Source organism: Planococcus sp. VCh962 (genome assembly GCF_057748275.1).
Window position 1 is genome coordinate 604,546 of sequence record NZ_JBYLHS010000001.1, and the last position, 26,341, is coordinate 630,886.

Sequence of the window (26,341 nt, forward strand, 5' to 3'; positions counted from 1 at the left end):
AGGAATTTCATTTGACATACTATATCGGAACAGACACAGGGGGAACATTCACAGATACCATTGTTATGAATGAAGAAGGCCAACTGAAAATGTATAAAACGCATACAACGGCTGAAGATCGCAGTATCGGCATCATGAAGGCGGTAACGATGGCTGCACAAGACCTTGGGTTGTCTGATGAGCAATTCCTAAAGAAAGTTCGGTATTTTGGCCACGGCTCGACTGCAGCTACGAATGCGTTTATTGAACGAAAAGGGGTCAGAACGGGCCTGATTACAACCGCAGGATTTGACGATACGCTGCTGATTCAACGTTCCATGGGCCAATGGACCGGCTTAGAAGAAAAAATAACGCATTATAGCATCCGCAAAATGCCAGATCCGATTATTCCTAAGAAACTCATTGTCGAAGTTCCAGAAAGAGTAGATTACAAAGGGGAAATTATTGTTCCTTTAGAAGAAGCAATTGCACGCAAAGCAGTTCGGGAGCTGGTATCAAAAGGCGTAGAAGCGATTGCTGTAAGTCTGCTGTGGTCTTTCGCCAATCCTCAACATGAACAATTATTAAAACGCATTGTACAAGAAGAAGCGCCAGGCGTTTTTTTATCAATTTCTTCAGAGATTGCACCGGTGTTAGGGGAATATGAACGCACAGCAACAACAGCAATCAACGCTTACCTCGGACCGAGTATTGCATCATATGTGACGAATTTAGAAGATAAATTAAAAGCGAAAGGCTTTAATGGCTTTTTAACAATCATGAACTCCAATGGCGGCGTCATTCCTGCTGAAGAAGCACGTGAAACAGCAGTGGCACTGCTTACATCCGGTCCTGCAGGCGGGGTATTAGCCAGTTTGCGCTTGGCGCAGCAAATGGGCTTTGCGAATGTCATTACCTCTGACATGGGCGGGACGAGCTTTGATGTGGGATTGATTATTGATGGAAAACCACTCATCAGCAATGAATCGGAAATCGGAAACTATCATGTTGTTCAGCCGCGTGTCAAAGTGAAAGCAATCGGTGCTGGCGGCGGCAGTATCGCTTATGTTGAAAATGGGCGCTTATTCGTAGGGCCAGAAAGCGCGGGTGCACTGCCGGGACCGGTTTGCTACGATCAAGGCGGAACAGAACCGACGATTACAGATGCAGATGTTGTACTGGGGTTGATTGATCCCGACAATTTCTTAGGCGGGAATATGAAGCTGAATAAAAAGAAGGCTGAGGAAGCGATCCGTGTGAAAATCGCAGAACCGCTTGACCTGAGTATTGTCGAAGCGGCAGCCGGTATTCGAACCATTTCAGATAATCGCATGGCTGATCTATTGCGCCAAGCCACGATTAATCAAGGGCACGATCCGCGTGATTTCGTTTTATTCGCTTATGGCGGCGCCGGTCCAGTACACAGTTATAGCTTCGGGGCTGAAAGTGGTGTGAAAGCGATTGTCGTACCTTATACAGCAAATGTTCATTCCGCTTACGGAACAGGCACTTCCGATATTCAGCGGTCATATTATATGTCTGCCCGGCTGCAAACGGCACCGATGTTTGAAAAAGCTTCGGATTTCATTGCAGCAGATGATATTAATGGGCTGTTTGCACAACTGGAACAAAAAGCAACGGATGCTTTAGTAAATGAATTTATCTCAAAAGAAGATATCAAATTGATCCGGTTAATTGATGTCCGGTTCCGTGGTCAATTCCATGAGTTAACGATAGAAGTAAAAGAAGGAGACATAACACCGGATCGGGTAAACGATATGATTGCCTATTTCGAAGAAAAATATGAAGAACGTTACGGCCAAGGAACGGGCTACCGTGAAGCGGGTGTTGAAATAACAGGTTTCCGCATCAATGGACGTGCTCCGATTCCCAAAGCCACTATTGCCAAAGTAAAAAATAAGCACGGAAAAGAAGCGAAACCATATGGTGAACGCCAAGTATATTACTTGGAAGATGCCGATTTCGTGACTACCTACATCTACAACGAGCAAGACTTAAGCCCGCATGATGAAATTCAAGGGCCAGCTATAATTGTACATCCAGGGACAACAGTCGTTGTCGGTCCCAAACAAATGGCCCGGATCGATGAATATTTGAATACGATTATCACAGCTAAACAAACGGAGGCAGCACACATTCAAATCCATAGTAAAGGAGAGGCTGTATATTGAAAAAGCTAATGCCTGATGAAATCGAAACAGTAAAAGTAGATCCGGTCACATTTGAAGTACTGCGCAATCGGTTAGTAGCTATTTCAGAAGAGATGTCTATCACACTGCGATCAGTATCCGGTTCACCGGTCGTAGTAGAGGCGGCAGACTTTAACGTCGGCATTTTTACACGCGATGGCAATATTGTCACAATGGGCAAAACAGTCATCGCGCATACAGGCTCTCTAGTGAAAATGCTGGAGCATATTGTGAAGGACTGTGCAGAAGACCCAGGCATTTATGAAGGCGATATGTTCGTGGTCAATAGCCCATATAAAGGAGCGCTTCACGCACCCGATATGGGGGTATTGGCACCGATTTTCTACGAAGGTGAATGCATTGGCTGGGCTGGCGCCTGTCTGCACCAATTGGACGTTGGGGGAATGGTGTTCGGCAGTTTAGCACCGCATGCGACAGAAGTTTATCAGGAAGCGATGATTATACCTCCTGTAAAAATTATTGAACGGGGAAAATTGCGCACCGATGTACTGAATATGATATCCGGCATGAGCCGCTTGCCGAAAAACTTCAGTTTGGATTTTCGGGCAATGACAGCGGCAAATCGGGTGGCGATCAAACAAGTCCTGCAGCTTGTAGACCGTTATGGTTGTGCGACGATCCATACTGTATTTGAAGAAATCATTCAATTAACTAAAGAAAAAATCGCGGCACGGCTACTTCAATTACCGGATGGAATCTATCGTTCAAGAAACTATTTGGACCATGATGGCCAAAGTAATAAGCTTTATCATATTTCGCTGGAATTGACAAAAAAGGGAGATCGCTTATCATTCGATTTCAGTGGTTCTTCCGAACAGACACCAGGTTTTGCCAATTGCACTGAAAGCGCCTTGATTGGCGGGATTTTCTCAGGGATGCTGCCACTGCTCGCATATGATATCTCATGGAATGACGGTGTGTTGGAGCAAGTGGATATCATTGCTCCGGAAGGGTTGATATGCAATGCGAAATGGCCAGCTGCAGTAGGGCATGCGACATTAAGTGTAATGTGGCTGATTGAATCACTTGTAGTAGAAGCGATTTCTAAAATGCTTGCTTGTACAGATGACTTTATCGGAGAAGCACATGCATCATATTTCGGCGGTGCAGATCTATTGAATGTCACGGGACTCAATCAATATAATGAGCGGTTTGGAAACACCTTTACGGAACAAATGGCCTCTGGTGCAGGGGCATTCAGACATCGGGATGGCATCGATGCAGGAGGCTGCCACCATATTCCTGCCCAAAAAATTCCGAATGTTGAATTTATGGAAAATGGAACGCCGATCCTGTACTTGTACCGTAAATATATAGCGGATACTGCTGGTGCTGGCCGCAATCGGGGAGGCATGTCTGTCGGTTCAGCATTCAAAGTTCATGATTCAAAACAATTAATGGGCATTCCGATGGCACACGGCTTAGAAGTACCGAACGCTTTTGGCTTATGGGGGGCAAAACCAGGCTCCTCGATTGTCCGGACGATGTATCGCACAACCGATATTCAGAGCCGCTTGGAAAACGGCGAATGGGTTTCAAATCCAAGTGAGCTGCAAGCACAAGCAGAACGATTAACAGCCAAACCGGGGCCGATATTCTTTCAACCGGGTGATGTTTTCGAATGGTCCTGGCAAGGTGGTGGAGGCTGGGGAGACGCTATCATGCGCGATCCAGAACTTGTGCGCCAAGATGTTGAAAGTGGCGTCTATCAAAAAGAAACCGCCGAGCTATTATTTGATGTCGCGATTGTAGAAGACAGCATCGACTATGGCGAAACAGAGACACTTCGGCAGCAAAAGCGCCAAGAGCGGAAAGCATATAAGGCAGTTAAGCGATTATCAGAAGATCTTCAACAAGAAACAGCAACTGTACTAGGTCCCATAGGTGAATCATTCAAACGTGTCAAAATCGGCCAGGAACAATATGTTCAATGCGGCTGCGATTATAACATTGCCCCTTTGGCAGACAATGTGAAATCCTATTTAGGGGGCAAGCAAATTGAAGCAAAAAACATCGGTACACGGGCAAAGCTCCATGAAGAGCTTGAAATGCATGAATATGCTTGCCCAAATTGCGGCATCGCACACTTTGTGGAAGTAAAGCGCAAAGGAACGCTTCCACTGCATGATATCAGCCTATCAACTAGTTGAAAAGGAAGGAGATAATCAGATGAATACTGCTTGGATTGATTTTCTTGGAGGCCAGATTAGTTATTACGATGCGGGAGGTGTGAGAACCCGTTGCCTTGAAGCTGGCCATGGAGAAACGGTATTTCTGCTTCATGGCATCGGGGGACATGCCGAAGCATTTTATAAAAATGTCACGACTTTAGCTGACCAGTATCATGTGGTGGCAGTAGATATGTTGGGCCATGGTTTAACCGATAAACCGGATTGCGATTACGAAATTCCGGATTACGTTAATCATTTAAAGGATTTAATGAAAGCCATGGGCGTTGATAAGGCTCACTTTGTTGGTGAATCACTCGGTGGATGGGTCAGTTTTTGGTTGGCTTACCATAATCCGGAACTGGTGCATTCGTTCATCTCCGTAACTGGAGCCGGGCTCTTGGTCGATGATTTTGATGTTACAAGATCAGATGCGCTAAAAAGTCTGCGTAATTTAAGCAAACGTTCTTCTTCAGATGGGATCACCCGTGAATCTGTCAGGGAGCGATTAAAGTGGCTGTTCTATGAACCTAAAAAATCAATCACAGATGAATTGGTGGAAATGCGGTATCGTTTATACTCAAATCCCGAGTGGCAAGCCATCCAGCCGAAAATACAGGCGATGATGGATCCCGAACGTGCAACGAAATGGTATATCAAACCAGAACATCTTCAAGCTTTCCGTGTACCGACTTATATTGTTTGGACTCGGCATAATCCAAGTACACCTTGGCAAACGGGTGAACGCGCGAGCAAATTGGTGGAAGGTGCAAAATTTGATTTAATGGAAGACTGTGGACATTGGCCGCAATACGAACAGCCTGAGGAATTTGACAATTTGATTCGACAATTCATACAGAGCTTGAAAACTTCAGTAAAAATCGTATAGGAAGTGGAGGGATTGCTATGGCTGAACTTGTAGCAGCAGGGGCAGTATCACATACTGCATTAATGGTGAGGGCGAAAGACAAAGCGCCGAAAGAGCAAGCGGAAAATGTTTTTAATGCTTTTTCTGAATTGGGAAGGCGACTGAAGGAAAAGGAAGTGGATACCATCATTGTCCTTTCTTCAGACCATGTAAAAACGTTTTTTTTCGACAATATGCCTTCCATTTCGATTGGGATCGGTGATAAAGGAAAAGGCTGGGGAGACGCAGGGGTTCCGCAATATGATGTAGATATCAATCAACAATTAGCGATGCACTTGTTGTCTTTCGGCTTAGAAAATGACTTTGATTTGTCATCTTCCTATGAAATGAAATTGGATCATGGATTTATCGCGCCGCTGCATTATTTAATGCCGCAAATGGATATTCCAATTGTGCCGATCTTCATTAATTCGGCCACTTTGCCCATCTCTCCTTTGAAAAGAATGTACCGTTTCGGAGAGATGATTTCTCAAGCAGTAAGCGAATGGAAAGAAGATAAGAAAGTTGCTCTGATCGCTACGGGCGGTTTATCCCATTGGGTGGCTGTACCACGAATGGGCGATGTTGCAGAAGAATTTGACAATCAGTTTATAGACAAACTATTAAAAAATCAAAATCATGAAATCCAGCAATTGAAAAATGAAGACATCCTGGAAGAAGCCGGGAATGGCGCATTAGAAATTCGTTGTTGGGTCGCAGTAGCAGGGGCGGTTCCGAATGAAAAACGTGAACTTCTTTGCTACGAACCAGTTGCGGAATGGGCAACCGGAATCGGGATAATGGATTTTATGGGCGGTGAATAAAAAATGAACGCTTTTCGGATTAATAATCTGCTGTCTCAAATTTCACAGGATGAAGAAAAAAGCGCCAAATTTCTTGAAGGGGACACATCTATTTTGGAAGAATGTGGATTGTCTCATGAGGAGAAAGAAGCTGTTGTGACTTGCAACGCTACGAAGCTCTATGAAGCAGGCGTCCATCCACTTCTCTTGATGCATCTCTCGATAATAATGAAAAAAGATATCAAAAGGCTTTACAGGGAAGGAATGTAGGTGTTTGTACTTTAATTAAGGCTTTCGTCAATAGCAATGGCGTTAAGCCTTTTTTAGTAGCCAAGACAGTTTGGAAATTTGCATGACCCAACATTTACCCAGCTTCGGTTTGTGGCCATAACTAGATTCCGGCATAACAGCCACTTAGTAGTGTCAAAATAAATTAGGATAGGGTGATCAAATGGAAAACCGAAAATTTTTGAGTTATGAGAATAAGTTGGTCATGATTTTCTTCTTTGCAATTGGATTCGTCTTTTTTGACAGGCTGGCAATCAATTTCCTGATTCCATATATGCAAGATGATTTTAATTTGACTAATACTCAAATCGGTATGCTGTCGTCTGCTCTAGCTGTCACTTGGGCAATTTCGAGCCCCGTTGTCAGCTATTTATCCGAAAAGGCGAAAAGTAAAACAGCTATTCTATTGATTTTTGTACTGCTATTCTCATTACTCTCGTTTGCACATGGTCTAGCTGCAACGTTCGGTTCATTATTGATCCTCCGGTTATTGATGGGATTCGCTGAAGGACCAATCATCCCTATCAGTTCATCTATTTTGGCACAAGAATCGTCCAAGAAGCGTTTAGGATTTAACTTAGGGTTTACAACAGGAACATCCTATGGTGTATTTGGCGGACTATTGGCGCCACTGATAATTGTCGCCTTAGCGAATGCGTTTGATTGGAAAACTGCTTTTTATCTGACTATTGTACCTGGTCTTGTCATTGCTTTCTTCATCTGGAAAACGGTAAAAAATCCTCATAAAAATCCTGAAGAATCAATTCCTGCAACCGCCAAAGCCGAAAAAGTCAGTTTAAAAAATGTCATGAAGAATCGGAACGTCTGGCTATGCCTTGTAATTGCATGCAGCCTATGGGTATTCCTGCTGCCGTTCTCCATCTTTTCACCATTGTATTTATTGAATGTAAAAGGATTGTCGGCAAGTACGATGAGTATTATAATGGCTGCTTTTGGAGCAGGGATTGCATTTTGGGGATTCATTGTTCCAGCAATTTCAGACCGTGTGGGACGTAAACCGGCTACATTCGCTTTCATGCTTTTAACAATATTTACTCCATTCGTGATCATTTACGTTAACAATATTGTATGGATGGCTGTTTTGCTCTTCATCTCTGTAGCCGGCATTGGTGCATTGGCGATGCTGACAACCATTATCCCCTCCGAGTCAGTTCCGATTAAATACGCAGCAGCAACAATGGGATTCATCCTTGCTGCTACTGAAATTATTGGCGGAGTATTAAGTCCGATCATTACCGGGATGGCTGCGGATGCTTGGGGACTAGCGGCACCCCTCTTTATCAGCTCTTTTGGTGCGGCAGTCGCCTGTTTCGTTTCTTTATTCTTGAAAGAAACTGCCCCAGTTAAAGTAGCGAAAGAGGTAGAAGAGGAGGAAATACAATATGTCTAAAGCCAAAGCTGCAGTCATTGGTTCAGGCAACATTGGAACTGATTTAATATTGATATTAAAGCGCTCACATAAACTGGAACTTAAAAAGCTTGAGGTATCGAGATGAAAAATAAAGTGAATGTATTTGCTTCCCAGTTAATACAAGCAGAAAATTTAAAGAGCGGCATCAAGAAAGGTGTGAAAACAGATCCTTCTTTAACCATTGACGAGGCCTATGCAATTCAATTAGAAAATATCAATAAAAAAGTCCAACAAGGAAACCGGATTATCGGGAAAAAAATCGGTTTAACATCTAAAGTGGTTCAGCAAATGCTTGGAGTGGATGAACCGGACTTTGGCCATCTATTAAGCCATATGATAGTTGAAACAAATGGAACGGTAGATATTTCAACTTTAATACAGCCTAAAATCGAAGGTGAAATTGCTTTTATATTAAAGGAAGATTTAACGGGACCAAATATAACAGAACAAGACGTATTAAAGGCGACAGATTACGTAGTGCCAGCTCTAGAAATTGTTGATAGCCGCATTGAGAATTGGGACATTACCTTGCCAGATACAGTAGCGGATAATGCCTCATCAGGTTTGTTCGTATTAGGCAGTCAAAAAACACCAATTGAAAACTTGTATATGCCGAGTATTCACATGGAGCTTTTACAAAATGGAAATGTGATCAATAAGGGAACTGGAGCAGCTGCACTCGGAAATCCTGTGACTTGTGTGGCATGGTTAGCAAATCGCTTAATGGATTATCAAGTTGCTTTGAAGGCAGGAGAAATCATTCTTTCAGGTGCTTTGTCTGGAATGATTGCTGTTGGGAAGGAGGATACTTTTACAGCGAAGTTTGATATTTTAGGAGAAGTAAGTGTAAATTTCAAGTGACTATATTGTTAACAATGGATGCTGTAAGAATAAGGAAATATTGACGAAGTAATCCAAAGAGCACATAGCATTGATTTTGGATTAGCGGCTTCTATATGGGCTGAAGATTTAGAACTTGCGAAATCAATCGCAAAGCGTTTGGATGCAGGAGCTACTTGGATTAATGAATGTTCAACTTTAACTCCAACAATGCCGTTTGGTGGCCATAAGCAATCCGGATTGGGCTTAGAAAGTAGCAATGATAGCTTGAAAGAATACATGTTGCCAAAATTTATTCGAATTAAGGAATGGTAAACTGGGTGTTTCATGCATAACTGGCAGGGTGAAATGACTAACATACAAACAGATTAACAATTTTCCAATAGCTAAAATAATAGCGATAATCTTTACTTCGCATGCTTCCTTTTGCCGTTAATTTGAAATAGGACAGCCTTAAGCCACCTGGCAATTGTTTGAGGCTGTCTCTTTACTTTTTATGTCTGTTTGTATTGATTGTCCAAAAAATAAAGATGCTTATTACCCAGACATGATATAATCGCTTGTGAAAAAGACTTAAAAATCAGATTTCAAATAATTATTTTGGAGGAGGGATTAGATGAGTGGCAAAGAACTGCTGATCACTTTCAAAAACGACCTCAACAATTATACGCCGGAGCAGCTGAAGCGTATTCCTGCTGAAGGTGTTTGGTCTATTGGACAGATGTATGACCACATCATTCTGGTCGCGCATGAGTACCTCGACAACATGGAAACATGTGCTGCGTTAAATGAGAACCAGCCTCTCGGGAAAACCCGATCTGGTGAGCAATTAGTCAGAGATGGCGGTTTTCCGCCAGTAAAAATCAGACTGCCGGATGAAATGAATGCACCTCCCAACAATTCAGATAGCAAAGAAGAGCTGATTAGTAGAGTGGAAGGGGTAATTGAAAGAGTAGCACAATGGGAAACGAAAGTGGATACCATCAACCCGCAACAGAAAGTGGAGCACGGAGGGTTCGGGTGGCTTAATGCGAAGGAATGGTACGATTTAGTCGAAATGCATAGTCGCCATCATTTGCGCCAGAAAGAAGAGCTGGAAAGTTATATAAGGGAGAACAGCTAAGTTGGGAACCGGCAACTGCCCTTTTCACTTTTACAAAAGGAGAGAATAAAAAGCCCCTGTTTTTCTGATCAATCAGTAGAAATCTTCAAAGTATCAGAAATCAATAAAACTGCAGATTATTATGCAGAGATTAAAAAACAGTAAGATGGAGTCTAAGCGTGAAATGAATCCTGAAAAGGATAGCTATTGATCCGGTTCACTTTTAGGCTCTGAACTTGGTGTTTGGTTAAATGAAAAAACCTGGACATCCATGCCCAGGTTAAACATCAACATTCGAACGGCCCTCAATACAACAAGATAATGTTCATTCTCCTCCGCTGGTATAATTATTATCCCCCATTTTATAGTTCGAACTTTCTCCAGGTCTTGCATGAATATTGATGCCCTTATGGGAATAGTCATTTCTTCTTTTTCGTTTCCATTCGATCAGCGTGCCTAATGCCAAGAGGACAGTCACCGGAACAAAGAAAATCCATACCATTCACGCACTTCCTTTCTTGAATCGTGATAGTGGTTAAGTCTGAGCCATTAAAAACTGATGGAATAAAGTTGGATTAACTAATGAATGATTTATTGAATTTTAGCACAATATCCCAGAAAATCCACTTGCTATCAAGGCAGGTTTTGTTCTTCACGCTGTATTTAAAAAATCCGAATTTCAGCCTCAGCCTTGTTTTCCTAAGTCGACTGCCCAGCCCCTTATTTAGTTCCAAGCGTCTTGATAATCTTCAATGTACTTCTCCAGTTTAGTTGGCTTCATGCCAGTCAATTTTTCATAATCAGTACTGATTCCTTTAGCCAGCCCCAATTTAGTAGGGAAATGGATGCCGATGACCACATTGATAAATGTTGTGTCTAGCCCTTTGCTTAACATATGTTTTTTGAATTCTTTTGAGGATGGATTTGCATAAGAGATGGTTTTACCCAAAATTTTGGTCATCCTGTTCGCCACTTCAAAGAAATCCACTGCCTCCGCGCCAGTCACGGTATAGGCGTTGTTTTGGTGTTGCCGGGACTCTTGAAGTGACAAAGAAATCACATCTGCCAAATCGCGTACATCGACGAAACTGGTTTTTCCTTTGCCTGCAGGAACAAAAATACGCTGCCGCTCTTTTATTTCCATGCACAAAAAATCGTTCAGGTTTTGCATGAAATAGCCCGCCCGAATAAAAGTATAAGGGATGCCTTGCTTTTTAATCAGCTTTTCGTTTTTAAAATGATGGATAAATGGCAGAAACTGGACGTCCTTTACAGAAAGATAGGTGATATGCTGGATGCCTCTTTTTTTCGCTTCCTCCAGAAATTTTTCGAAATGCAGCTTTTCTCCTGGCGGGTACATCAGAAAAATTTTATCGATTCCTTGGAGTGCAGGAGCAAATGTTGCTGGATCGGCAAAGTCCAACTGGACGAACTCATAGGCATCATCAAAGCGTTGGTGAGCTTTTTTCACATCCCGGGTAGCGCATTTGATGCGAACCCCTCTTTTCTTTAAGCTTTTTGCCACTTCATGGCCGACTTTTCCCGTAAAACCGGTTACCAAAACCGCCATATGGTTCACCGCCTTCCATCTAGTTCTGTTGTTCGATTAAAACATAATCATCTAAAACCGAAATCCTTTAGAAGTTAGGTCAGTCAAGCAGTGTTTTCTTCAGTATATCACGGGGAGATGAGCAAGAAGGCTTGACAGGGAGCGGTAGTTTAGTTTGCAATGCAACGGGAAAAGAAGGGGAGAATTTTAAAATAGGAGGAGATTATCGATGGATATGGAAAGAAGTTCTTCAACGGAGCGTTTCCAACCGGTGACTTCCGTAAACAGCCACGATGGCGTATCGCTGGGTAAGGACTTGTACAGCTATACCATCCAGATTGTGAACGTCATTTTCTATGGACAGCCCGGCCTCGGAAATGAATGGGTGCTGATTGATGCGGGCATGCCGAAATCCGGACATATTATCAAGGAAGCTGCAGCTGCACGCTTCGGTGACGGAAATCCGCCGAAAGCGATTATCCTGACGCATGCACATTTTGATCATATCGGCGGCCTCATCGACTTGCTGGAGCAGTGGGACGTGCCGGTCTATGCACATCCACTTGAGATTCCCTATATCACAGGCAAACGGGAATATCCGGACCCGGACATGACCGTTGAAGGCGGCATGGTCGCGAAAATGTCAAAATTGTTCCCGACCGAGGCGATCGATATCGGGAACCGGGCACAGGAGCTGCCGGCAGACGGAACGGTGCCAGGAATGGACGGCTGGCGCTGGATTCATACACCTGGCCACACGGAAGGGCATGTATCGCTCTTCCGTGAATCGGATGGAGCGCTCATCGTCGGCGATGCATTCGTCGCAGTGAAACAGGATTCGCTGTATAAGGTAATGACACAGGAGCTCGAGATCAGCGGTCCGCCGGTATACTTAACTCCGGACTGGGAAGCCGCAGAACAGTCGGTGAAAACACTCGCCCAGCTGCAGCCTCAACTGGCTCTCACAGGGCACGGTGTACCGATCAGCGGTGAATATTTGGTGAACGGACTTGCAGATCTGGCAGAACATTTCAAGGAAAAAGCCGTCCCGGGCCATGGAAAGTTCGTGGATAAAGATGACTAGCGCCAGGTACAGGGGAAAGCTAAAATGTTCTTTGAAAAGCTGCACCTATATGGCAGCTAGTAAATTGGAATAAAGCAGTACTTTAGAAGATTCTATTTTCTTTATTCTTAATGGATCTTAGAAAATTTTTTAGTACTTTTTATGAAAAGAGAGACAGCTACTCATGCAAGCCCGGTTAACTTGCCTATCAAGATAACCGGGCTTTTTTAATTTAGAGGTATACCATGGAACCTGTCACAATTTCATAATCTACTCACTGCTCTTTTTCCGCCCTATGCCTTACCGGATTCATTTTGACGGACGACTAAAACATCACAAGGGCTGTTTCGGACAATGTGTTCAGACACACTTCCCATTAAAAAATGTTCCACTGCATTCATGCCTTGGGCACCGCATACAATCAAGTCGGCCTCTACCCGTTTTGCGTAATCACGTGAGATTACTTTTTTGGGGGAACCAGGCGTGACAAACGCATTGACTTCAGCGATGCCAGCATCTTGGGCTTTCTGTTTATAATTCTCGAGCAGCTCTTTTCTATACTCGAAGAATTCGTCAGTAGGATCCGGTATCCGCTTGGTCATGGTTGCGTAGGAGCGGGTATCCACTACGTAAATCAGGTTAAGTATGGCATTGTTTCGTTTGGCTATTTCAACCGATTTTCTAAATGCGTTTTCAGCTTCTTTTGATCCATCAACAGCTGCGAGAATGTGCTTAAATTCGATTGTCATGAAGTAGCTCCTCCTATCATGATTAATGTTGATGTGTAATTAATTTCTCCAGTTCAAAATTGAAATCCTGCAGCAAATAAAAGGTTTTATTTTATAAATGCGGAATTTTCACTTAATTTTCACTTAGCTCTTTTATCATAGAGATATGTATCAATCACTTCTGAAAATGGATAGACGAAAAGCTTAGAAGCAGAGCATACTCCGATAAATTGGATGTGTATTTGTGAAGAAAAAGAATTGAAACCTTATAGATTTATTCCTTTTGAATATGATTCGATAAACAACTAATGTACAAGGACTTTAAATTCGCTGTGGCATTTAATTGGAAAGAGAAGAGGTGCGATAGGATGCAAGATATCTATTTCGAGGAGAATTATGGCCGCTTGTTTGAAAAAGTGGAAAATGGGGCTTTTCAGATATTCAACTTTCAACATAAATATGGGACGGTGAGGCACTCCTTCATCAAACGTGAAATTCCGTTGCGGGTCCGAGCGGAAATATATTATGACTTGGTGACGCCTTATGGCTATGGCGGACCTCAAATCCTTTTTTGTGAAGAGGGCCGCACTTATGATTTGATCAAAGCTTTCGAAGCTGCTTTCCAGCAGTATTGCACCGAAAGACGGATCGTCAGTGAATTTATCCGTTTCCATCCTTTGCTTAATAATGCAGAGAGTTTTGATAAATGCTACGAGGTCACTCAGCTTCGTGACACGGTCGGAACCAATTTGAAGGATTATGAACAGCCGGTGGAGATCGAGTTCTCAAAATCAGCCCGGAAAAACATCCGGCAGGCATTAAAAGCAGGTGTGGAATACCGTGTAATATTGAACCCCGACAACTTGACCGAATTCAAAAAAATCTATTATGCAACCATGGAGCGCAATCACGCCGATACGTATTATTTTTTCGGCGATGAGTATTTCGATGACTTGCTTTCACTTTTGGGGAAAAACGTTTTGCTTGTTGAAGTGCTGTATGAAGGCCAAGTAATCGGTGCAGGATTGAACTTTGTCTATAAAAATTTAGCACACACCCATTTATCCGGAACATTGTCGGAATTCAATTGTTTTTCGCCGGCTTCCATTTTGAATTATGCCTTGACACTTTGGGGGAAAGAGCATGGGATCGACCTCATACATGGCGGAGGAGGAAGAACCAACAGCGCAGAAGACAATCTTTACGTATTCAAAAAGCAATTTGGCAGACAGACCGCTTTCAAATTTTATACGGGACGCAAAATTTGGGATGAAAAGATTTATAAAGAGCTCTGCGCAACCCTCGATGTAAAAGAAGGAACGGAATTCTTTCCGGCCTATCGGTCAAAATCGTTTGAATTAAGCAATCAAGTTTAAGGGGAAGCCTTTGTGCTGTTTAGTTCAAGCAAAGGTTTTTCCAGCTTTAATTTTTGTAAAGATTCGCATTAGATAAATAGTATACATATGCCGAAACACGAAAAGCTGCTTAAACGAACAAGGGAGTAGAAGCTGATTAAAGATCAGCTTCTCTCCTTTTTTTGTGTTGATGTATTAGGATAATCGATTATCCTTGTGTTTAACGACCTAACACCTAAAAGGAATAACAAGGCTGGTTTAAATGTAACGTGGAAAATCTACAGGCACTCTTGGAGGAGGGAGAAGGATAAAATGGACATCAAAAAGTGGCGCGAAGAGGAATTTCTTGCAGCAGCACTTCTCTTTTTAAATAAAAAGTGCTTTCTTCCAAATTAAAATGATTGGAAGAAAGCAACTTGTTACGAACTTTATTTTGAAAGATTCAAAGCATCTTCTGACACATAGAAGTCTTTTCCATTATAAACATTGACTCCGTCTAGCGTCTTCGTATACGATTTTTTGTTCTGAGTTACATGAGCAATATTTTTATTGATCGGCAATTCGATGGTGATCTTGTTCTTTTCTGCAACAAACACAGGATTATTCGCATCCGTTATATCAATGCGCGTAGTATATCCTTTGTTTTCAAAGGATTCTTTCGCGTTCACGAATAACTTATCAGTTGTTTTGTCTAGATTAAATTCCATGAATTTCGCCATCGTTTTTGCAATGTCTGTATTATCTACCAGACCAAACGGCTTGGACGGTCCATAAGCGTATAAGAAGACGTCCTCCCCCGTATGGCCGCCAGTCGTAAAGCCGATGTTCGCGCGCTGTGCCAGCATGTTGGTCATGTCAGCCTGCAAGTTTTTCGATTGTTTTAATGCATTTAGTTCCTCCGCAGTTAAGTTATCCAACCCATAAAGCGCAGCCGCTTCTTCCATGTTGGAGCGGTCTGATTTCAATGTTTTCAATGCCCCTTCAACGGTCATGGATGCCTTCTTCAAAGGATCGATGAAAGTGGACACGGGAATTTCAGGATAATTTGAGTTGGTATTCATATTTCCGATAGTGATTCCGCTGTTTCCGTGGTCACTGACAGCAATAACCATTGTATTGCCATCCGCTTTCGCAAAATCTACCGCTTCTTCTACGGCTGCGTCAAAAGCCAGTACATCGCTAATGATTCCGACTGTATCATTCGCGTGTGCCGCCCAGTCCACTTTGCTTCCTTCCACAAACATGAAGAATCCATCTTCATCTTTTGACAAGGTATCAATTCCTTTTTTCGTCATTTCAGCAAGAGAAGGCTGGTCATTTTCTGTAGCTTTCCGGTCAAAGTCATATGCAAGAGCTGACGGAGCGAAAGAGCCCCATAACTTATCAGAATCCGAATTCAAAAGCTGCTCTTTTGTCTCCACGAAATCATAGCCATTTTCATCAATCACTTCAACTAAGTTTTCGCCATCAACCCGTGCATTTTTTGTGCTTCCTGGCAACAGTGATTCTTTTCCTCCTCCAAGAACAACATCGATTTCTTGGTATACCTGCTGCTCAGCGATATCCTGGTAGTTGCTTCGGTGAACGGCATGAGCAGAGAAGCCGGCAGGCGTTGCATGCTGGATTTCAGAGGTTGAGATGATTCCTGTAGCTTTTCCGAGCAATTGTGCTCCTTCTAATACGTTAGCGACCGGTTTGTATGTATCTTCGGGGTCAACTGGATCGACGCCCGGTGTATTGACGATTTTAGGGAGAAGGCCGACAACTTTGTCGTTCGATTTGTTTCCAGTTGCTAAAGCAGTAGCAGCAGGCGCCGAATCAGTGATGGCAGCTTCTGCAGAATGGGTGCGCATGCCCCCGACAAGAATCTGATCCATTGCCAGATCTTCGCCTTTATACCATCTTGCCAAGTTGATAGCCCCAGCACTTGTTCCGTCCATTACCATCATGATGACGTTGGTCGGCTCATTTTTCTTATTCTTTGCTTCTGTTACCGTTCCATTTGCAGCCAAGCCTAAAGAAGAAATGGCTACAGCGGCAGCTATGGATACTCCAGCCGCCTTCTTTTTTAAATTGCGTTTCATCCTCATATTCCTCCTTAAAATAATATAAGCAAGTTGTGATGCCACCTATTAGGATAAGGCAAGAATATTTCGCCAGTATGGATTCAATATTAATTTAATATAAATTTTTTACAAAAAATAAAAATCGAACCAATAGGCTTACTTTTATAAAATACTGTTAGAAAAATAGTGAAACGTCAAAGCTTACTGGAACAGAAAAAAATTCAAATTAGAAGGCGATGAATCGACTGAAAGGGTGAAGAAATAGATATCAGTAAGATTGATGCCGGTTCAAAATTATTCAAACACTTCTATGCTCATTCATCTACTTTTAATACATAGCAACAAAAAAATATCTTTAATGTAATACCTTTATACCTATATAATTTCCTTAACGCACACTATATAATGGAAGATGTTATTTTTTTAATAAGACCATTGAACTACAATTCTCTACACTTCAATTTTAAAGTAGACAAAACGTCAACAAATCACTGACGTTAATATGATTTTTTATATTATTAAAGGAGACTCCTAAATGAAACAATTTTTTGCCAATCGAAAAGTGAACTTGGCAACACTGTTAACTTTTCTTGTATCTACTTCTGTCGTTTTCACTCTATTGATTCTAACTATTTCGACTTACCATTCCAATAAGGAATCCTTGATGTCTACTTATTTATCACTGAACTACTCCAAATCTGAAAAAATGAGCCATTCGGTCGAATCATTATTCGTCTCGATGAGAAATAATCTGGAATCCACGACAGACTTCATGCAAGAACATGAAGAAATGAGCGATCAGGAAATCCATGCACAATTAGAACTTTTGCGAAAAAGCAGTGGCTTTTTTAACTCCATTTCATGGGTAGATGAAACAGGATTTGTTCGCTCAATTAGTCCGGTAAGCGTTGGACTGCAAGGGACAACTATCACTTCAGGTGTAACAAAAGAAGTTTTAGATGCGAAAAAACCGATGTTGACTACACCGTATATCGGACCATCAAATCGCTTGCTGATTTTGATGAGCCAACCCTTATACTCCAAAGACGGTACTTATAGAGGGATAATTGGCGGAACCATCTATCTGCAGGAGCAAAATGCCTTGAACCAGATTCTTGGTAACGACGCGGTTGAGAAAAATGGCTCTTATTACTATGTCGTCGGTCCAAAAGGAACGCGTTTATTCCATCCGGAACGTGAATTGATCGGTCAGAGGGCGCTCGAAAATCCGATGGTCCAAAAGTTAGTTCAAGGACAAAGTGGCATGGAACTGGTTACCAACACGAAAGGAATTCCCATGCTTGCCGCGTATAGTGCGGTGCCCGAAATAGGGTGGGGAATTGTGCAGCAAACCCCCTATTCATTCGTTCAGAACTTGCTGGTCGAACAGTTTCAAAAACTATTGGTGAATGTATTGCTTCCATTCTTGATATTGCTTGTATTATCGGTCTTTATCGCCCGAAAGTTAGCGAAACCTTTTATCCAGTTAGCCAACCTGGCAAATCGAATGGCCGAAGGAAAAGAAGTTTCTCATTCCCTGAAGGACACTCTTGTAGAGTCCCATTGGAACCGGGAAGCCGATGCGCTTACCAAAAGTGTCAGTATCGCGCTTGAATTGCTGGAAAAAAATAATCAGCAGCTCACTCAGTCCGCTTTAACCGATCCTTTGACCGGTCTACCGAACCGAAGGAAATTAGACGAAGTTTTGAACGCCTGGTCAAAAGAAGAGCGGCTTTTTTCTTTGCTGGTGTTGGACATCGACCATTTCAAATCGATCAACGATACGTATGGACATAAAATGGGTGACGAAACATTAAAAATGCTGGCTGAGACGATTCAGATTGCAACACGGAAAAATGACTACTGCTTTCGATATGGCGGAGAAGAATTTGTTCTTCTCTTGCTTGACAGTGATGCTGCAGAAGCAAATAAGGTAGCGGAAAAGATTCGGGAAAAAATCGAAAAGACCATGATCATTCCCGGCAAAACCATCACGGTTTCAATCGGACTCTCGGAATTTCCAAAGCATACAAATTCGCTGCATGAACTCTTTGAATTAGCAGATAGCGCATTATACGAATCGAAATTAGGAGGAAGAAACCGAATTACAGTTTCCTCTAATTGAAAAATTTTAAGAAAACAAGAGAAATCAACATGTGGCAGATAAAGCATCTTAAAATGAGATGCTTTTTTTCGGTTTTCTTTTGCTTTGAATATTGGCATGATACGAAATTCGGGAAGCAAAGCCAATCATTAAATTAAAAGAATTGAATAAATATTTATTGTAAATCAATAAATATCGTGTTAAATTCATAATGAAATTAATTAAATAAACTGCATTGTGAAAACAAGGCGTGCTGCTTTTATCCACGAAATCAATAGTCTCTAGGAAATTCTTTGTCTGGCTTGGTGTGTTATTCCACCCCTTTTGAAAAAAATAAAAGAAATGCCGGTTTAATTGTCATAAAATTAAGAATTCCGGTGTCATTATAATAAGGGCTTTTTGAAGGGAGGAAATAATGATGGAGGTGAAGGCGAATTTGTCCGATAACAACAGGAATTCGTCTAAAGAAGATGTCTTTCAAAATTTATTCAAACAACATTACTCTCTTGTCGTTCGGAAAGCTCTCATTATTGTTAAAGAACAAAGTATTGCAGAAGATATTGCGCAGGAAGTGTTTGTAAAGTTATATCATGCGGATCGCCAAACTATCGAAAATATAAGTGGCTGGCTGACAAAAGTGACTGTTAATACAGCCTATAATCATATTCGAACCGAAAAGCGCCATCTTGCCCGAATGAACAAACAAAAAGTATATGAAAATGAAGCGGCTGGATCCATCGAAGACCAATACGTGGAACTTGAAGACATCAGCGAAGTTCAGAAAATTTTAATGAAATTGCCTGAGCGGGATCGTGATATTCTGCTCATGAAATTTTCGGGATACAGCTACGATGAAATTGCCAAAGATAAAGGCGTAGAAAAATTATCCATTGGAACTATATTGGCTCGGGCCAAAAAACGCTTCAAAGATTCATATATAGAAGAAAGGAGAGAAGATAAATGACTTGTCACAATGTGGGGATGCTGCAGGCATATTTAGATGGAGAAGTCAGCCGCGAACAGAAAAAACAAATCATGAAACATTTAGAGAGCTGTCAAAGCTGCCGCGGTAATATCGATGAATTGCAAAAACTGCACTCATTTTGTGAGAAAGCTTTAGAGGCGCAAGATGTTCATGTCGATACAAATCAAGCCTGGGCAAAGTTCGAGGAAAACCTGCAACTTGCTGGAAAACAAAAACTGGCAGAAGAGAAAGTGACGAAAAACAGAAAGGGATGGAGTACATTGAAAACGAAAACCAAACGTTTACTTGTATCAGGAGCCATTGCAGCAGCGATCTTCAGCTCACTTGCCCACCCTCAAGTCCGGGTGGAAGCCAATCAATTTCTATCCTTATTCCGCGTCAATCAGTTTGAAGTGGTGACATTGACACCAAATGATATAAGTGAAATCGAGAACTGGGTCAGCGAGAACAAAGAAGGGTCACTCGACTTGAAAGGAATTGGGCAGCTGGAAAAGTCAGAGTCTGCAGGGGAGACAATGTATTTTGAAACCCAACAGGCAGCTGAAAAAGCCGGCCATCAAGTGCCTGCTCTAGGTGACTTAAACGTTGAAGGAGTGAACGTGATTCCGGCATCTACGATCACTTTTACTTTGGATGTAGAAAAAGCGAATCAATTATTGGCTCAATTAGGTTCAGACCAACAGTTTGAAGCCTTATTAGACGGCAAGCCTTTTTCCGTATCAACATTTGAAGCTATTCATACAGATTACGTGATGGATGGCCAATATATCTCTTATATGCACACGAAATCCCCAGAAATCAATGTTCCTGAAGGCGTGTCGATCGAGCAGTTGAGAACTACGCTGCTATCTCTTCCATTCCTGCCTGAAAATGTGAAGACCCAATTGGCCGGAATCGACGATATCGAATCGACATTGCCAATTCCTTATGCAGCCACAGAAGGATCTAAGATGAGCGAAGTCCGTGTAGGCGATGCTCAAGGAGTCGCCGTAGAAAGCGAGGAGCATTCCTATATTGTATGGCAGGTGAATGGCGATATCCATACAATTTTTGCTGAAGGCGCAATGAGCACAGATGAATTGATAGCTTTAAGCGAACAAGTTAATTGACTCATATTAAAGTTCAGAGTGGCCCGTTGCCCTCTGAACTTTTCTAAATGCACCTTAAGGAGGAAGAGAATGAACGTTATTCAGACAAATTCGTTAACGAAAACCTATGATGGAAAAGGCGGCATCTCAAATGTGACTTTGTCCATCGGAGAGGGAATAGTCTATGGTTTTTTAGGGCCGAATGGTTCCGGAAAAAGCACTTTCGTTCGGACTCTTCTTGGATTATTGAAGCCGACAAGCGGAGAAGGGTTCATACTCGGAGAGCCGATTGGAACGACAAAGTCGCGGGAACAAGTGGGTTATCTGCCGGAATTGTTCCGTTATCCTGATTGGCTGACAGGCAAGCAATTGTTGGACAGCCATGCGGAGTTATGCAAAATTCCCATCCGGCAACGGAACAGACGAATTGAAGAAGTCATCGAGTTAGTGGGAATGACCGGAAGGGTAAATGGGCGGATCAGTGGGTTTTCAAAAGGGATGTCGCAGCGCATCGGCCTTGCTTGTGCCATATTAAATGACCCGCAGGTGATCTTTTTGGATGAACCCACTTCTGCACTTGATCCAATTGGGCGCAAAGATGTACGAGATCTCATGGGGTATCTGCGTGATCAAGGAAAGACGGTTTTTTTAAATAGCCATTTGCTGCATGAAGTCGAGTCCTTGTGTGACCAAGTGTCGATTATCCATGAAGGAGAAATGATTGTACAAGGGCCTTGGCGGGAATTGATGATGACAGAAGCACAAGTGGAAGTCGTTACAGAAGGTTCCATTGGCGTGCCATTTCCTTCATTTGTGACAAGTTATCAGAAAGGCAAAGCGGAACAAGGGCGTATGCGTTGGCTGATCCAGCTGGAGAATGAGAAGGATATACCCAAGATTCTTCATTATTTATCTGCCCAAAAAATTGATGTTTTTGAAGTGAAACCGATCAACCCTCATCTAGAAGATGTTTTCATGTATTGGGTGAACCAGAAAAAGGAGAGCGCTTATGTGGACAATCAGTAAATTAACCGTTAAAGAAATGATATCCAAGCGGATTTTCTTGATTACCGTCATTATGACGCTTGTTTTTCTGGCGCTTTATGGAACTGCTATCTATTTTGCCGGAAAAGAAGGAGCAGAAGAAGTCGGCAATGCTGGCCAAGGAACTGAAGTCGTTTTAATGCAGCAGTTCATCGCTTCTCAGCTTCTAGGAGTCGGCCTTTATTTTTCTTCTTTTATAACAGCGTTGCTGGCAATCATGTCCAGTGTCAGTTCAATTTCAGGCGAAGTATCCAGCCACCAAATCGATACATGGCTGATGCGGCCGATTTCCCGGTTGCAATTTGTGCTCGGAAAGTTCATGGGATTGGCTTTTTTGATGATTGCCTATGCCATCTCGCTCTTTTTTAGCATTATCCTTCTGCATCAAGGGATTGGAGCGGAATGGATGGCGCTGAACCTTACTCCAATGCAGATGATTAAAGCTGTCAGCGTCTTTGCGATTCAGCCGTTTGTGTTGATTGCGTTCGGGCTGTTATTAAGCACACGAATGACAACCTTAAATGGAGGGATCGTTGCCATCATTTTGTATGGGGCAGCCTTTATCGGAGGCTTTATCGAACAATTTGGAGCAATAATCGAGAAAGCGAGCCTTGTAAACATCGGCATCATCATGAGCCTTGTTTTTCCGATAGACTCCATGTACCGCAAAATGACCATTTTGTTATTTGATACAACGGATAACCCACTTTCCATGGCGCAAGGCGGGATGTTCACAAGTGTCTCGGTTCCCGGCAATGTGATGATCTGGTATGCGGTGCTTTATGGAATAGCGGCAGTTCTTTTTTCGATTTATAGTTTTAATAAACGAGATGTATGACATGCTATTTGCTTTAAAGGTAAATGATGTTGGCAATCTATTCGTCCGTAAAGGAAGATTCTCTCCTTTACGGACTTTCTTTATTTTGAGGCATGAAAATTATAAAATCCTGTCTAACAAATCTCCCACTTTTTCCGCCATTTCCTTTGGAGGATAAGGCATTTCGTTTTTTAGCCACCATTCCACTATCCCTACGTACGCATTTGCAACAAATTCAGCAACTATCTCTTCATTTTGGCCAAGATTTTTGCCTTTCGTGACATCCAAGTCTTTTTTGAATTCTTCGATATTGTGCTGGACGAACCGGCTGCGAAAATAAGGAGCTCCTTCGCTTGCCAGCATTGGAGAGAAGAAAGAGTAATTGCTTTCCAAGTACTCCATACAGTGGACTGTAGCTTCAATCCAATCCATGTCAGCGTCCAGTTCACAAAGCTTAGCCATGTTTTGGACATGCTCTTCGATGATTTTATCCAGCAAATCAAATTTATCCAAGTAATGAAGGTACACAGTTGCGCGGTTAATATTCGCCCGGTCAGAAATATCCTGAATGGTGATGCTATCGAAGGTTTTCTCGGACATCAGTTCAAGGAATGCTTTCTTTATGGCATCCTGCGTCCTAGCAATTCTTCTATCCACTTTGGCCATTTTCTCAACACCATGCCTTTCTCTACATAATCGACATTTTTCGCTTGTTTGTCGTGTAAACAACAGAACCGCTAAAATTAACGATTTTTATGCCTTGTTTAATTTATTTTAATATTATAGATTATTTACAGATGTCGAGAAAGCATCAATTGTAGTATTTTAGAAAGGGTGAGAAATAATATGGCTATCGAAAATAAAGTGATTGTTATTACGGGTGCAAGTTCAGGTATTGGGGAAGCCACTGCCAAGCTGTTAGCAGAAAAAGGCGCTAAAATTGTCCTTGGAGCTCGACGTGAAGACCGCTTGGTAAAACTGGCTGAAGAAATCCAATCAATGGGTGGCCAAGTAGCGTATCGTGTCACTGATGTTGTCAACCCAGAGGATAGCCAGCAGCTTGTCAAATTGGCCAAAGATACGTTTGGTGGCGTCGATGCAATCTTTTTGAATGCTGGAGTTATGCCCAATTCTCCGCTTTCCGAATTGAAAATTGATGAGTGGAACAATATGGTCGATGTGAATATCAAAGGTGTTTTGAATGGGATTGCCGCAGTGCTTCCAACATTTACTTCGCAAAAATTTGGGCATATCATCACTACTTCATCAGTCGCGGGGCTTAAGGCTTATCCAGGCGGTGCGGTTTACGGAGCGACAAAGTGGGCCGTCCGTGATTTAATGGAAGTTTTGCGGATGGAATCCGCCCTGGAAGGGACGAACATCCGAACAGCGACTATCTATCCAGCAGCGATTAATACAGAATTATTGGATTTAATTACACACCAGACTACTTCAGAAGGCATGACAGCGATTTACGAACAATATGGCATTTCACCTGACCGAGTGGCCAATGTGGTGGCATTCGCAATTGATCAGCCAGAAGACACGAATATAAATGAGTTTACTATTGGACCGACAAAACAACCGTGGTGATTATCATCTCAATAAGCGGAGGACTACTCAATATCAAAAGATTAGGCTATTAAGGTAAAATAGTAAGTTTATTAAGTAGAAGCATATAGACAAAAACAAGAACAATATTGTCGAATAGTCAGCTTAAATGTTTTCTTTTATATAGAAGAAAAAAGAATTTATGCAAAAGGAGAAAAGATGCGATCATGACGTCTTTTCTCTTTTTTACATTAATGATTTAACTAATCTATGCACAAAAATTAAAGAAGATTTTATTGATACCTTTTAAATGAATATTTTGATTATTGTATGCGCAACTGGATTTATCTGATATATTTGCAGAGAGAATGCTTTTAAAAGAAGGACAGGCTCACTTTCTTTTGTGTTGAAGCGAAAGCAGCAATGGCATGGAATTTTTGACAAGAATAAAAAATTACTTCTTCATTCATCAATTTTCTCCAAGAAGCAGTAGGTGAATAACGATTTCTTTAAGGGGTGTGAGTATGTTTTCGAGTGAGTTGGTTTGGGAAAATAAAGAAACTTTCGGCTGTGAATATTTAAGGCTTTTCATTAATGGAAGTACCATTTCCGCCCATAGTACAGTAATTTATTTGGAAACCGGTGCTCCTGTACAAATCGATTATCAAATTGAATTGGACCATTTATGGAGAACAAAAAGCGTGAATATCATTAGCAAAAGAGGGGAAATCCTTCAAATCACTTCTGATGGAAATGGGGAATGGTTCGACCAGCATGGAAACAGAATGGATCAGTTGGCTGGAGCGATTGATGTTGATTTATCTGCCACCCCTTTTACAAACTCATTGCCCGTTAACCGTTTAGATTGGAAGCTGGGTCAGAAAAGAGAGTTAGATATGGTTTATGTGTCCGTACCAATTTTGGAAGTAAAAAAAGTGAGTCAGGCATATACATATATTGAAAGCAAAGGGACACACAGGATTTTTAATTTTCAGAGCGAGAATTTTGAATCAGTAATCCTGATTGATGAAATAGGCTTTGTTGCGGAGTATCCCAATTTGTTCGAAAGAAAGTATTAGCGTTAAGCCCATAAATTAATGACAGCTTCTTTAATTTTTTATAACCTTACATTTTTTGCCTGTTGTATTGATACTCATCATACGGGGCAATATAGAGCATGGGTAGAGAACGCAGAAAGAAAAGACTCTGCTTTACTGAAAACTGTTTAAGTTCTAGATAGCTGATGCATCTATTTAAATGCAAATAAGTTTCTTGTTTTTCAGAGAAATAAATCCGGATAAAGTTTGAAATAAAGAAAAGGGGAAATTAAGACCATAAAGAGGCTTTCATAAAAGTGGCTATCTTCAAATGAAATTAATTTTCAAGGAATTAAGTTGTTTTCCGTTATTTTATGGTCTGAAAGATGAAGTGCTACTCATTTAAGGAAAAATGGAAAGGGAGTGCAGGAATGACGGAAAGAATTTTATGCATCGTGGCTAACCCCGATACCAGGGCCGACTCTTTTAGCTCTTCGATTACAAGAACATTTTTGGATGAGTTGCGTGCCAGCCAGAGGGATAGTGAAATCGTTGAGGTGAATTTATACGAAATTGATATGCCTATATTGAGTTTCAATTCGATTAAAGAGTTAGAGGGATTAGGCAGGGAAGCAGAGGACTTCAATCTATTGCTTGATCAAATTACCAATTCAGATTCGTTTGTTTTCATTTCTCAAACAATCGCATTTGGCCTTCCTGCCCAGTTAAAATCATTGGTTGAGTTATTGATAGCAACAAAACAGATTGAAAAACTTAGCAACAAAAAAGGAGTTCATCTGCAGATTGAAGATGATACACTCAGTCCTATTTATCATACGGGGGAACAAGACAGCTTTAGCAATTTTTTAAATGAAAGCTCAGTAAAGATGATGAAGACACTTAAATTGCCACATCATCATCAAGAATCAGTAGAACATGAAAACGTTCTGCTTGAAATCATTGAAGACACCAGACTAGCTGCTCGAGAGTTTGTGCGTTTCATCAATCAGGAATCTTCTTAATCACTGCGCCAAGTTGTGTCGCTGAAGCATCAATTGAAGGATATGGAAGAATTCTAATTATCAACAAGATTTGAAAGGAAGGCTAGAGTTGGACATATACCCTTAACCTTCCTATTACATAATTCAATTAATGGTTGAGCAATTTCATCTCCTTTAAATATGGGAATGCCAGAAGGTGGATG

24 protein-coding genes and 1 pseudogene are annotated in these 26,341 nt (G+C 41.7%); 20 read left to right on the forward strand and 5 right to left on the reverse strand.

Going from position 1 to position 26,341, the window contains the following annotated elements; genetic code table 11:
- The first annotated feature begins 11 nt into the window (after nucleotides 1–11).
- The 10 genes and pseudogenes from AC3AQ9_RS03150 (at nucleotide 12) to AC3AQ9_RS03195 (ending at nucleotide 9,771) form a co-directional block, all read left to right on the forward strand.
- Nucleotides 12–2,171 carry a hydantoinase/oxoprolinase family protein gene (locus AC3AQ9_RS03150; protein ID WP_488305997.1) on the forward strand — a complete coding sequence of 720 codons (2,160 nt, stop codon included), beginning with the start codon at nucleotides 12–14 and terminating at the stop codon, nucleotides 2,169–2,171.
- Complete coding sequence (locus AC3AQ9_RS03155) at nucleotides 2,168–4,360, forward strand: hydantoinase B/oxoprolinase family protein (RefSeq protein WP_488305998.1); 2,193 nt, start codon at nucleotides 2,168–2,170, stop codon at nucleotides 4,358–4,360. Before AC3AQ9_RS03150 ends, AC3AQ9_RS03155 begins: the two co-directional genes overlap by 4 nt.
- Nucleotides 4,361–4,379: 19 nt before the next feature.
- Nucleotides 4,380–5,267 carry an alpha/beta fold hydrolase gene (locus AC3AQ9_RS03160; protein ID WP_488305999.1) on the forward strand — a complete coding sequence of 296 codons (888 nt, stop codon included), beginning with the start codon at nucleotides 4,380–4,382 and terminating at the stop codon, nucleotides 5,265–5,267.
- 17 nt (nucleotides 5,268–5,284) lie between these two features.
- A complete protein-coding gene (locus AC3AQ9_RS03165; protein WP_488306000.1) occupies nucleotides 5,285–6,109 on the forward strand; it encodes a DODA-type extradiol aromatic ring-opening family dioxygenase in 825 nt (274 codons plus the stop codon).
- A gap of 3 nt (nucleotides 6,110–6,112) precedes the next feature.
- On the forward strand, nucleotides 6,113–6,358 hold the full coding sequence (locus AC3AQ9_RS03170; protein ID WP_488306001.1) for a hypothetical protein: 246 nt from the start codon (nucleotides 6,113–6,115) through the stop codon (nucleotides 6,356–6,358).
- 181 nt (nucleotides 6,359–6,539) lie between these two features.
- Nucleotides 6,540–7,787 (forward strand): MFS transporter, encoded by a 1,248-nt coding sequence (locus AC3AQ9_RS03175; protein ID WP_488306002.1) that lies wholly within the window; start codon nucleotides 6,540–6,542, stop codon nucleotides 7,785–7,787.
- Nucleotides 7,780–7,869, forward strand: a pseudogene (locus tag AC3AQ9_RS03180) (acetaldehyde dehydrogenase (acetylating)); the annotation flags it as partial. The gene AC3AQ9_RS03175 and the pseudogene AC3AQ9_RS03180, both read left to right, overlap by 8 nt.
- A 20-nt stretch (nucleotides 7,870–7,889) precedes the next feature.
- The gene (locus AC3AQ9_RS03185) at nucleotides 7,890–8,669 is read left to right on the forward strand and encodes a 2-keto-4-pentenoate hydratase (RefSeq protein WP_488306003.1); all 780 of its coding nucleotides are present in this window, start codon (nucleotides 7,890–7,892) and stop codon (nucleotides 8,667–8,669) included.
- A 39-nt stretch (nucleotides 8,670–8,708) separates the two neighbouring features.
- Nucleotides 8,709–8,963, forward strand: coding sequence for an aldehyde dehydrogenase family protein (locus tag AC3AQ9_RS03190; protein ID WP_488306812.1), 255 nt, complete (start codon nucleotides 8,709–8,711; stop codon nucleotides 8,961–8,963).
- 301 nt (nucleotides 8,964–9,264) lie between these two features.
- Nucleotides 9,265–9,771, forward strand: coding sequence for a DinB family protein (locus AC3AQ9_RS03195; RefSeq protein ID WP_488306004.1), 507 nt, complete (start codon nucleotides 9,265–9,267; stop codon nucleotides 9,769–9,771).
- A gap of 304 nt (nucleotides 9,772–10,075) precedes the next feature.
- Here the strand turns inward: AC3AQ9_RS03195 and AC3AQ9_RS03200 are convergent, their stop codons facing one another.
- Entirely contained in the window at nucleotides 10,076–10,252 is a 177-nt protein-coding gene (locus AC3AQ9_RS03200) for a hypothetical protein (RefSeq protein WP_488306005.1), read from the reverse strand.
- 222 nt (nucleotides 10,253–10,474) lie between these two features.
- Entirely contained in the window at nucleotides 10,475–11,320 is an 846-nt protein-coding gene (locus AC3AQ9_RS03205; RefSeq protein ID WP_488306006.1) for an SDR family oxidoreductase, read from the reverse strand.
- Nucleotides 11,321–11,528: 208 nt separating this feature from the next.
- Here AC3AQ9_RS03205 and AC3AQ9_RS03210 point away from each other — a divergent pair, with 208 nt between their 5' ends.
- Complete coding sequence (locus AC3AQ9_RS03210; protein ID WP_488306007.1) at nucleotides 11,529–12,383, forward strand: MBL fold metallo-hydrolase; 855 nt, start codon at nucleotides 11,529–11,531, stop codon at nucleotides 12,381–12,383.
- A gap of 272 nt (nucleotides 12,384–12,655) precedes the next feature.
- On the opposite strand, the gene AC3AQ9_RS03215 is transcribed toward AC3AQ9_RS03210, so the two are convergent.
- Complete coding sequence (locus AC3AQ9_RS03215; RefSeq protein ID WP_488306008.1) at nucleotides 12,656–13,111, reverse strand: universal stress protein; 456 nt, start codon at nucleotides 13,109–13,111, stop codon at nucleotides 12,656–12,658.
- A gap of 347 nt (nucleotides 13,112–13,458) precedes the next feature.
- On the opposite strand from AC3AQ9_RS03215, the gene AC3AQ9_RS03220 reads away from it, so the two are divergent.
- Nucleotides 13,459–14,466 (forward strand): peptidoglycan bridge formation glycyltransferase FemA/FemB family protein, encoded by a 1,008-nt coding sequence (locus AC3AQ9_RS03220; RefSeq protein ID WP_488306009.1) that lies wholly within the window; start codon nucleotides 13,459–13,461, stop codon nucleotides 14,464–14,466.
- Between the two features lie 407 nt (nucleotides 14,467–14,873).
- Here the strand turns inward: AC3AQ9_RS03220 and AC3AQ9_RS03225 are convergent, their stop codons facing one another.
- On the reverse strand, nucleotides 14,874–16,529 hold the full coding sequence (locus AC3AQ9_RS03225) for an alkaline phosphatase (RefSeq protein ID WP_488306010.1): 1,656 nt from the start codon (nucleotides 16,527–16,529) through the stop codon (nucleotides 14,874–14,876).
- A gap of 517 nt (nucleotides 16,530–17,046) precedes the next feature.
- On the opposite strand from AC3AQ9_RS03225, the gene AC3AQ9_RS03230 reads away from it, so the two are divergent.
- The 5 genes from AC3AQ9_RS03230 to AC3AQ9_RS03250 all read left to right on the forward strand — a co-directional run bounded on the left by AC3AQ9_RS03230 (nucleotide 17,047) and on the right by AC3AQ9_RS03250 (nucleotide 22,570).
- Nucleotides 17,047–18,636 (forward strand): sensor domain-containing diguanylate cyclase, encoded by a 1,590-nt coding sequence (locus AC3AQ9_RS03230; protein WP_488306011.1) that lies wholly within the window; start codon nucleotides 17,047–17,049, stop codon nucleotides 18,634–18,636.
- A 394-nt stretch (nucleotides 18,637–19,030) separates the two neighbouring features.
- A complete protein-coding gene (locus tag AC3AQ9_RS03235; RefSeq protein ID WP_488306012.1) occupies nucleotides 19,031–19,579 on the forward strand; it encodes a sigma-70 family RNA polymerase sigma factor in 549 nt (182 codons plus the stop codon).
- Nucleotides 19,576–20,709, forward strand: a complete 1,134-nt coding sequence (locus tag AC3AQ9_RS03240; protein ID WP_488306013.1) for an anti-sigma factor family protein — start codon at nucleotides 19,576–19,578, stop codon at nucleotides 20,707–20,709. The genes AC3AQ9_RS03235 and AC3AQ9_RS03240 overlap by 4 nt, the downstream gene beginning before the upstream one ends.
- Nucleotides 20,710–20,778: 69 nt before the next feature.
- Complete coding sequence (locus tag AC3AQ9_RS03245) at nucleotides 20,779–21,714, forward strand: ABC transporter ATP-binding protein (protein ID WP_488306014.1); 936 nt, start codon at nucleotides 20,779–20,781, stop codon at nucleotides 21,712–21,714.
- Nucleotides 21,698–22,570: an ABC transporter permease subunit gene (locus AC3AQ9_RS03250; protein ID WP_488306015.1), complete on the forward strand. Its 873-nt coding sequence runs from the start codon at nucleotides 21,698–21,700 to the stop codon at nucleotides 22,568–22,570. The genes AC3AQ9_RS03245 and AC3AQ9_RS03250 overlap by 17 nt, the downstream gene beginning before the upstream one ends.
- Nucleotides 22,571–22,669: 99 nt before the next feature.
- Here the strand turns inward: AC3AQ9_RS03250 and AC3AQ9_RS03255 are convergent, their stop codons facing one another.
- A complete protein-coding gene (locus tag AC3AQ9_RS03255) occupies nucleotides 22,670–23,215 on the reverse strand; it encodes a TetR/AcrR family transcriptional regulator (protein ID WP_488306016.1) in 546 nt (181 codons plus the stop codon).
- A gap of 180 nt (nucleotides 23,216–23,395) precedes the next feature.
- On the opposite strand from AC3AQ9_RS03255, the gene AC3AQ9_RS03260 reads away from it, so the two are divergent.
- The 3 genes from AC3AQ9_RS03260 (at nucleotide 23,396) to AC3AQ9_RS03270 (ending at nucleotide 26,159) form a co-directional block, all read left to right on the forward strand.
- The gene (locus AC3AQ9_RS03260) at nucleotides 23,396–24,142 is read left to right on the forward strand and encodes an SDR family oxidoreductase (RefSeq protein ID WP_488306017.1); all 747 of its coding nucleotides are present in this window, start codon (nucleotides 23,396–23,398) and stop codon (nucleotides 24,140–24,142) included.
- A gap of 482 nt (nucleotides 24,143–24,624) precedes the next feature.
- Nucleotides 24,625–25,179: a putative glycolipid-binding domain-containing protein gene (locus AC3AQ9_RS03265; RefSeq protein ID WP_488306018.1), complete on the forward strand. Its 555-nt coding sequence runs from the start codon at nucleotides 24,625–24,627 to the stop codon at nucleotides 25,177–25,179.
- 389 nt (nucleotides 25,180–25,568) lie between these two features.
- Nucleotides 25,569–26,159, forward strand: coding sequence for an NAD(P)H-dependent oxidoreductase (locus tag AC3AQ9_RS03270; protein WP_488306019.1), 591 nt, complete (start codon nucleotides 25,569–25,571; stop codon nucleotides 26,157–26,159).
- Nucleotides 26,160–26,341 lie beyond the last annotated feature (182 nt).

Bases quoted from the DNA above. Each gene is read 5' to 3' on its own strand.
- AC3AQ9_RS03230 (WP_488306011.1), top strand. From the start codon at position 17,047: ATGAAACAATTTTTTGCCAATCGAAAAGTGAACTTGGCAACACTGTTA.
- AC3AQ9_RS03265 (WP_488306018.1), top strand. From the start codon at position 24,625: ATGTTTTCGAGTGAGTTGGTTTGGGAAAATAAAGAAACTTTCGGCTGT.
- AC3AQ9_RS03195 (WP_488306004.1), top strand. From the start codon at position 9,265: ATGAGTGGCAAAGAACTGCTGATCACTTTCAAAAACGACCTCAACAAT.
- AC3AQ9_RS03225 (WP_488306010.1), bottom strand. From the start codon at position 16,529: ATGAAACGCAATTTAAAAAAGAAGGCGGCTGGAGTATCCATAGCTGCC.
- AC3AQ9_RS03235 (WP_488306012.1), top strand. From the start codon at position 19,031: ATGATGGAGGTGAAGGCGAATTTGTCCGATAACAACAGGAATTCGTCT.
- AC3AQ9_RS03250 (WP_488306015.1), top strand. From the start codon at position 21,698: ATGTGGACAATCAGTAAATTAACCGTTAAAGAAATGATATCCAAGCGG.
- AC3AQ9_RS03215 (WP_488306008.1), bottom strand. From the start codon at position 13,111: ATGACAATCGAATTTAAGCACATTCTCGCAGCTGTTGATGGATCAAAA.
- AC3AQ9_RS03255 (WP_488306016.1), bottom strand. From the start codon at position 23,215: ATGGCCAAAGTGGATAGAAGAATTGCTAGGACGCAGGATGCCATAAAG.
- AC3AQ9_RS03175 (WP_488306002.1), top strand. From the start codon at position 6,540: ATGGAAAACCGAAAATTTTTGAGTTATGAGAATAAGTTGGTCATGATT.
- AC3AQ9_RS03205 (WP_488306006.1), bottom strand. From the start codon at position 11,320: ATGGCGGTTTTGGTAACCGGTTTTACGGGAAAAGTCGGCCATGAAGTG.
- AC3AQ9_RS03210 (WP_488306007.1), top strand. From the start codon at position 11,529: ATGGATATGGAAAGAAGTTCTTCAACGGAGCGTTTCCAACCGGTGACT.
- AC3AQ9_RS03165 (WP_488306000.1), top strand. From the start codon at position 5,285: ATGGCTGAACTTGTAGCAGCAGGGGCAGTATCACATACTGCATTAATG.
- AC3AQ9_RS03185 (WP_488306003.1), top strand. From the start codon at position 7,890: ATGAAAAATAAAGTGAATGTATTTGCTTCCCAGTTAATACAAGCAGAA.
- AC3AQ9_RS03240 (WP_488306013.1), top strand. From the start codon at position 19,576: ATGACTTGTCACAATGTGGGGATGCTGCAGGCATATTTAGATGGAGAA.
- AC3AQ9_RS03245 (WP_488306014.1), top strand. From the start codon at position 20,779: ATGAACGTTATTCAGACAAATTCGTTAACGAAAACCTATGATGGAAAA.
- AC3AQ9_RS03270 (WP_488306019.1), top strand. From the start codon at position 25,569: ATGACGGAAAGAATTTTATGCATCGTGGCTAACCCCGATACCAGGGCC.
- AC3AQ9_RS03260 (WP_488306017.1), top strand. From the start codon at position 23,396: ATGGCTATCGAAAATAAAGTGATTGTTATTACGGGTGCAAGTTCAGGT.
- AC3AQ9_RS03160 (WP_488305999.1), top strand. From the start codon at position 4,380: ATGAATACTGCTTGGATTGATTTTCTTGGAGGCCAGATTAGTTATTAC.
- AC3AQ9_RS03220 (WP_488306009.1), top strand. From the start codon at position 13,459: ATGCAAGATATCTATTTCGAGGAGAATTATGGCCGCTTGTTTGAAAAA.
- AC3AQ9_RS03200 (WP_488306005.1), bottom strand. From the start codon at position 10,252: ATGGTATGGATTTTCTTTGTTCCGGTGACTGTCCTCTTGGCATTAGGC.
- AC3AQ9_RS03170 (WP_488306001.1), top strand. From the start codon at position 6,113: ATGAACGCTTTTCGGATTAATAATCTGCTGTCTCAAATTTCACAGGAT.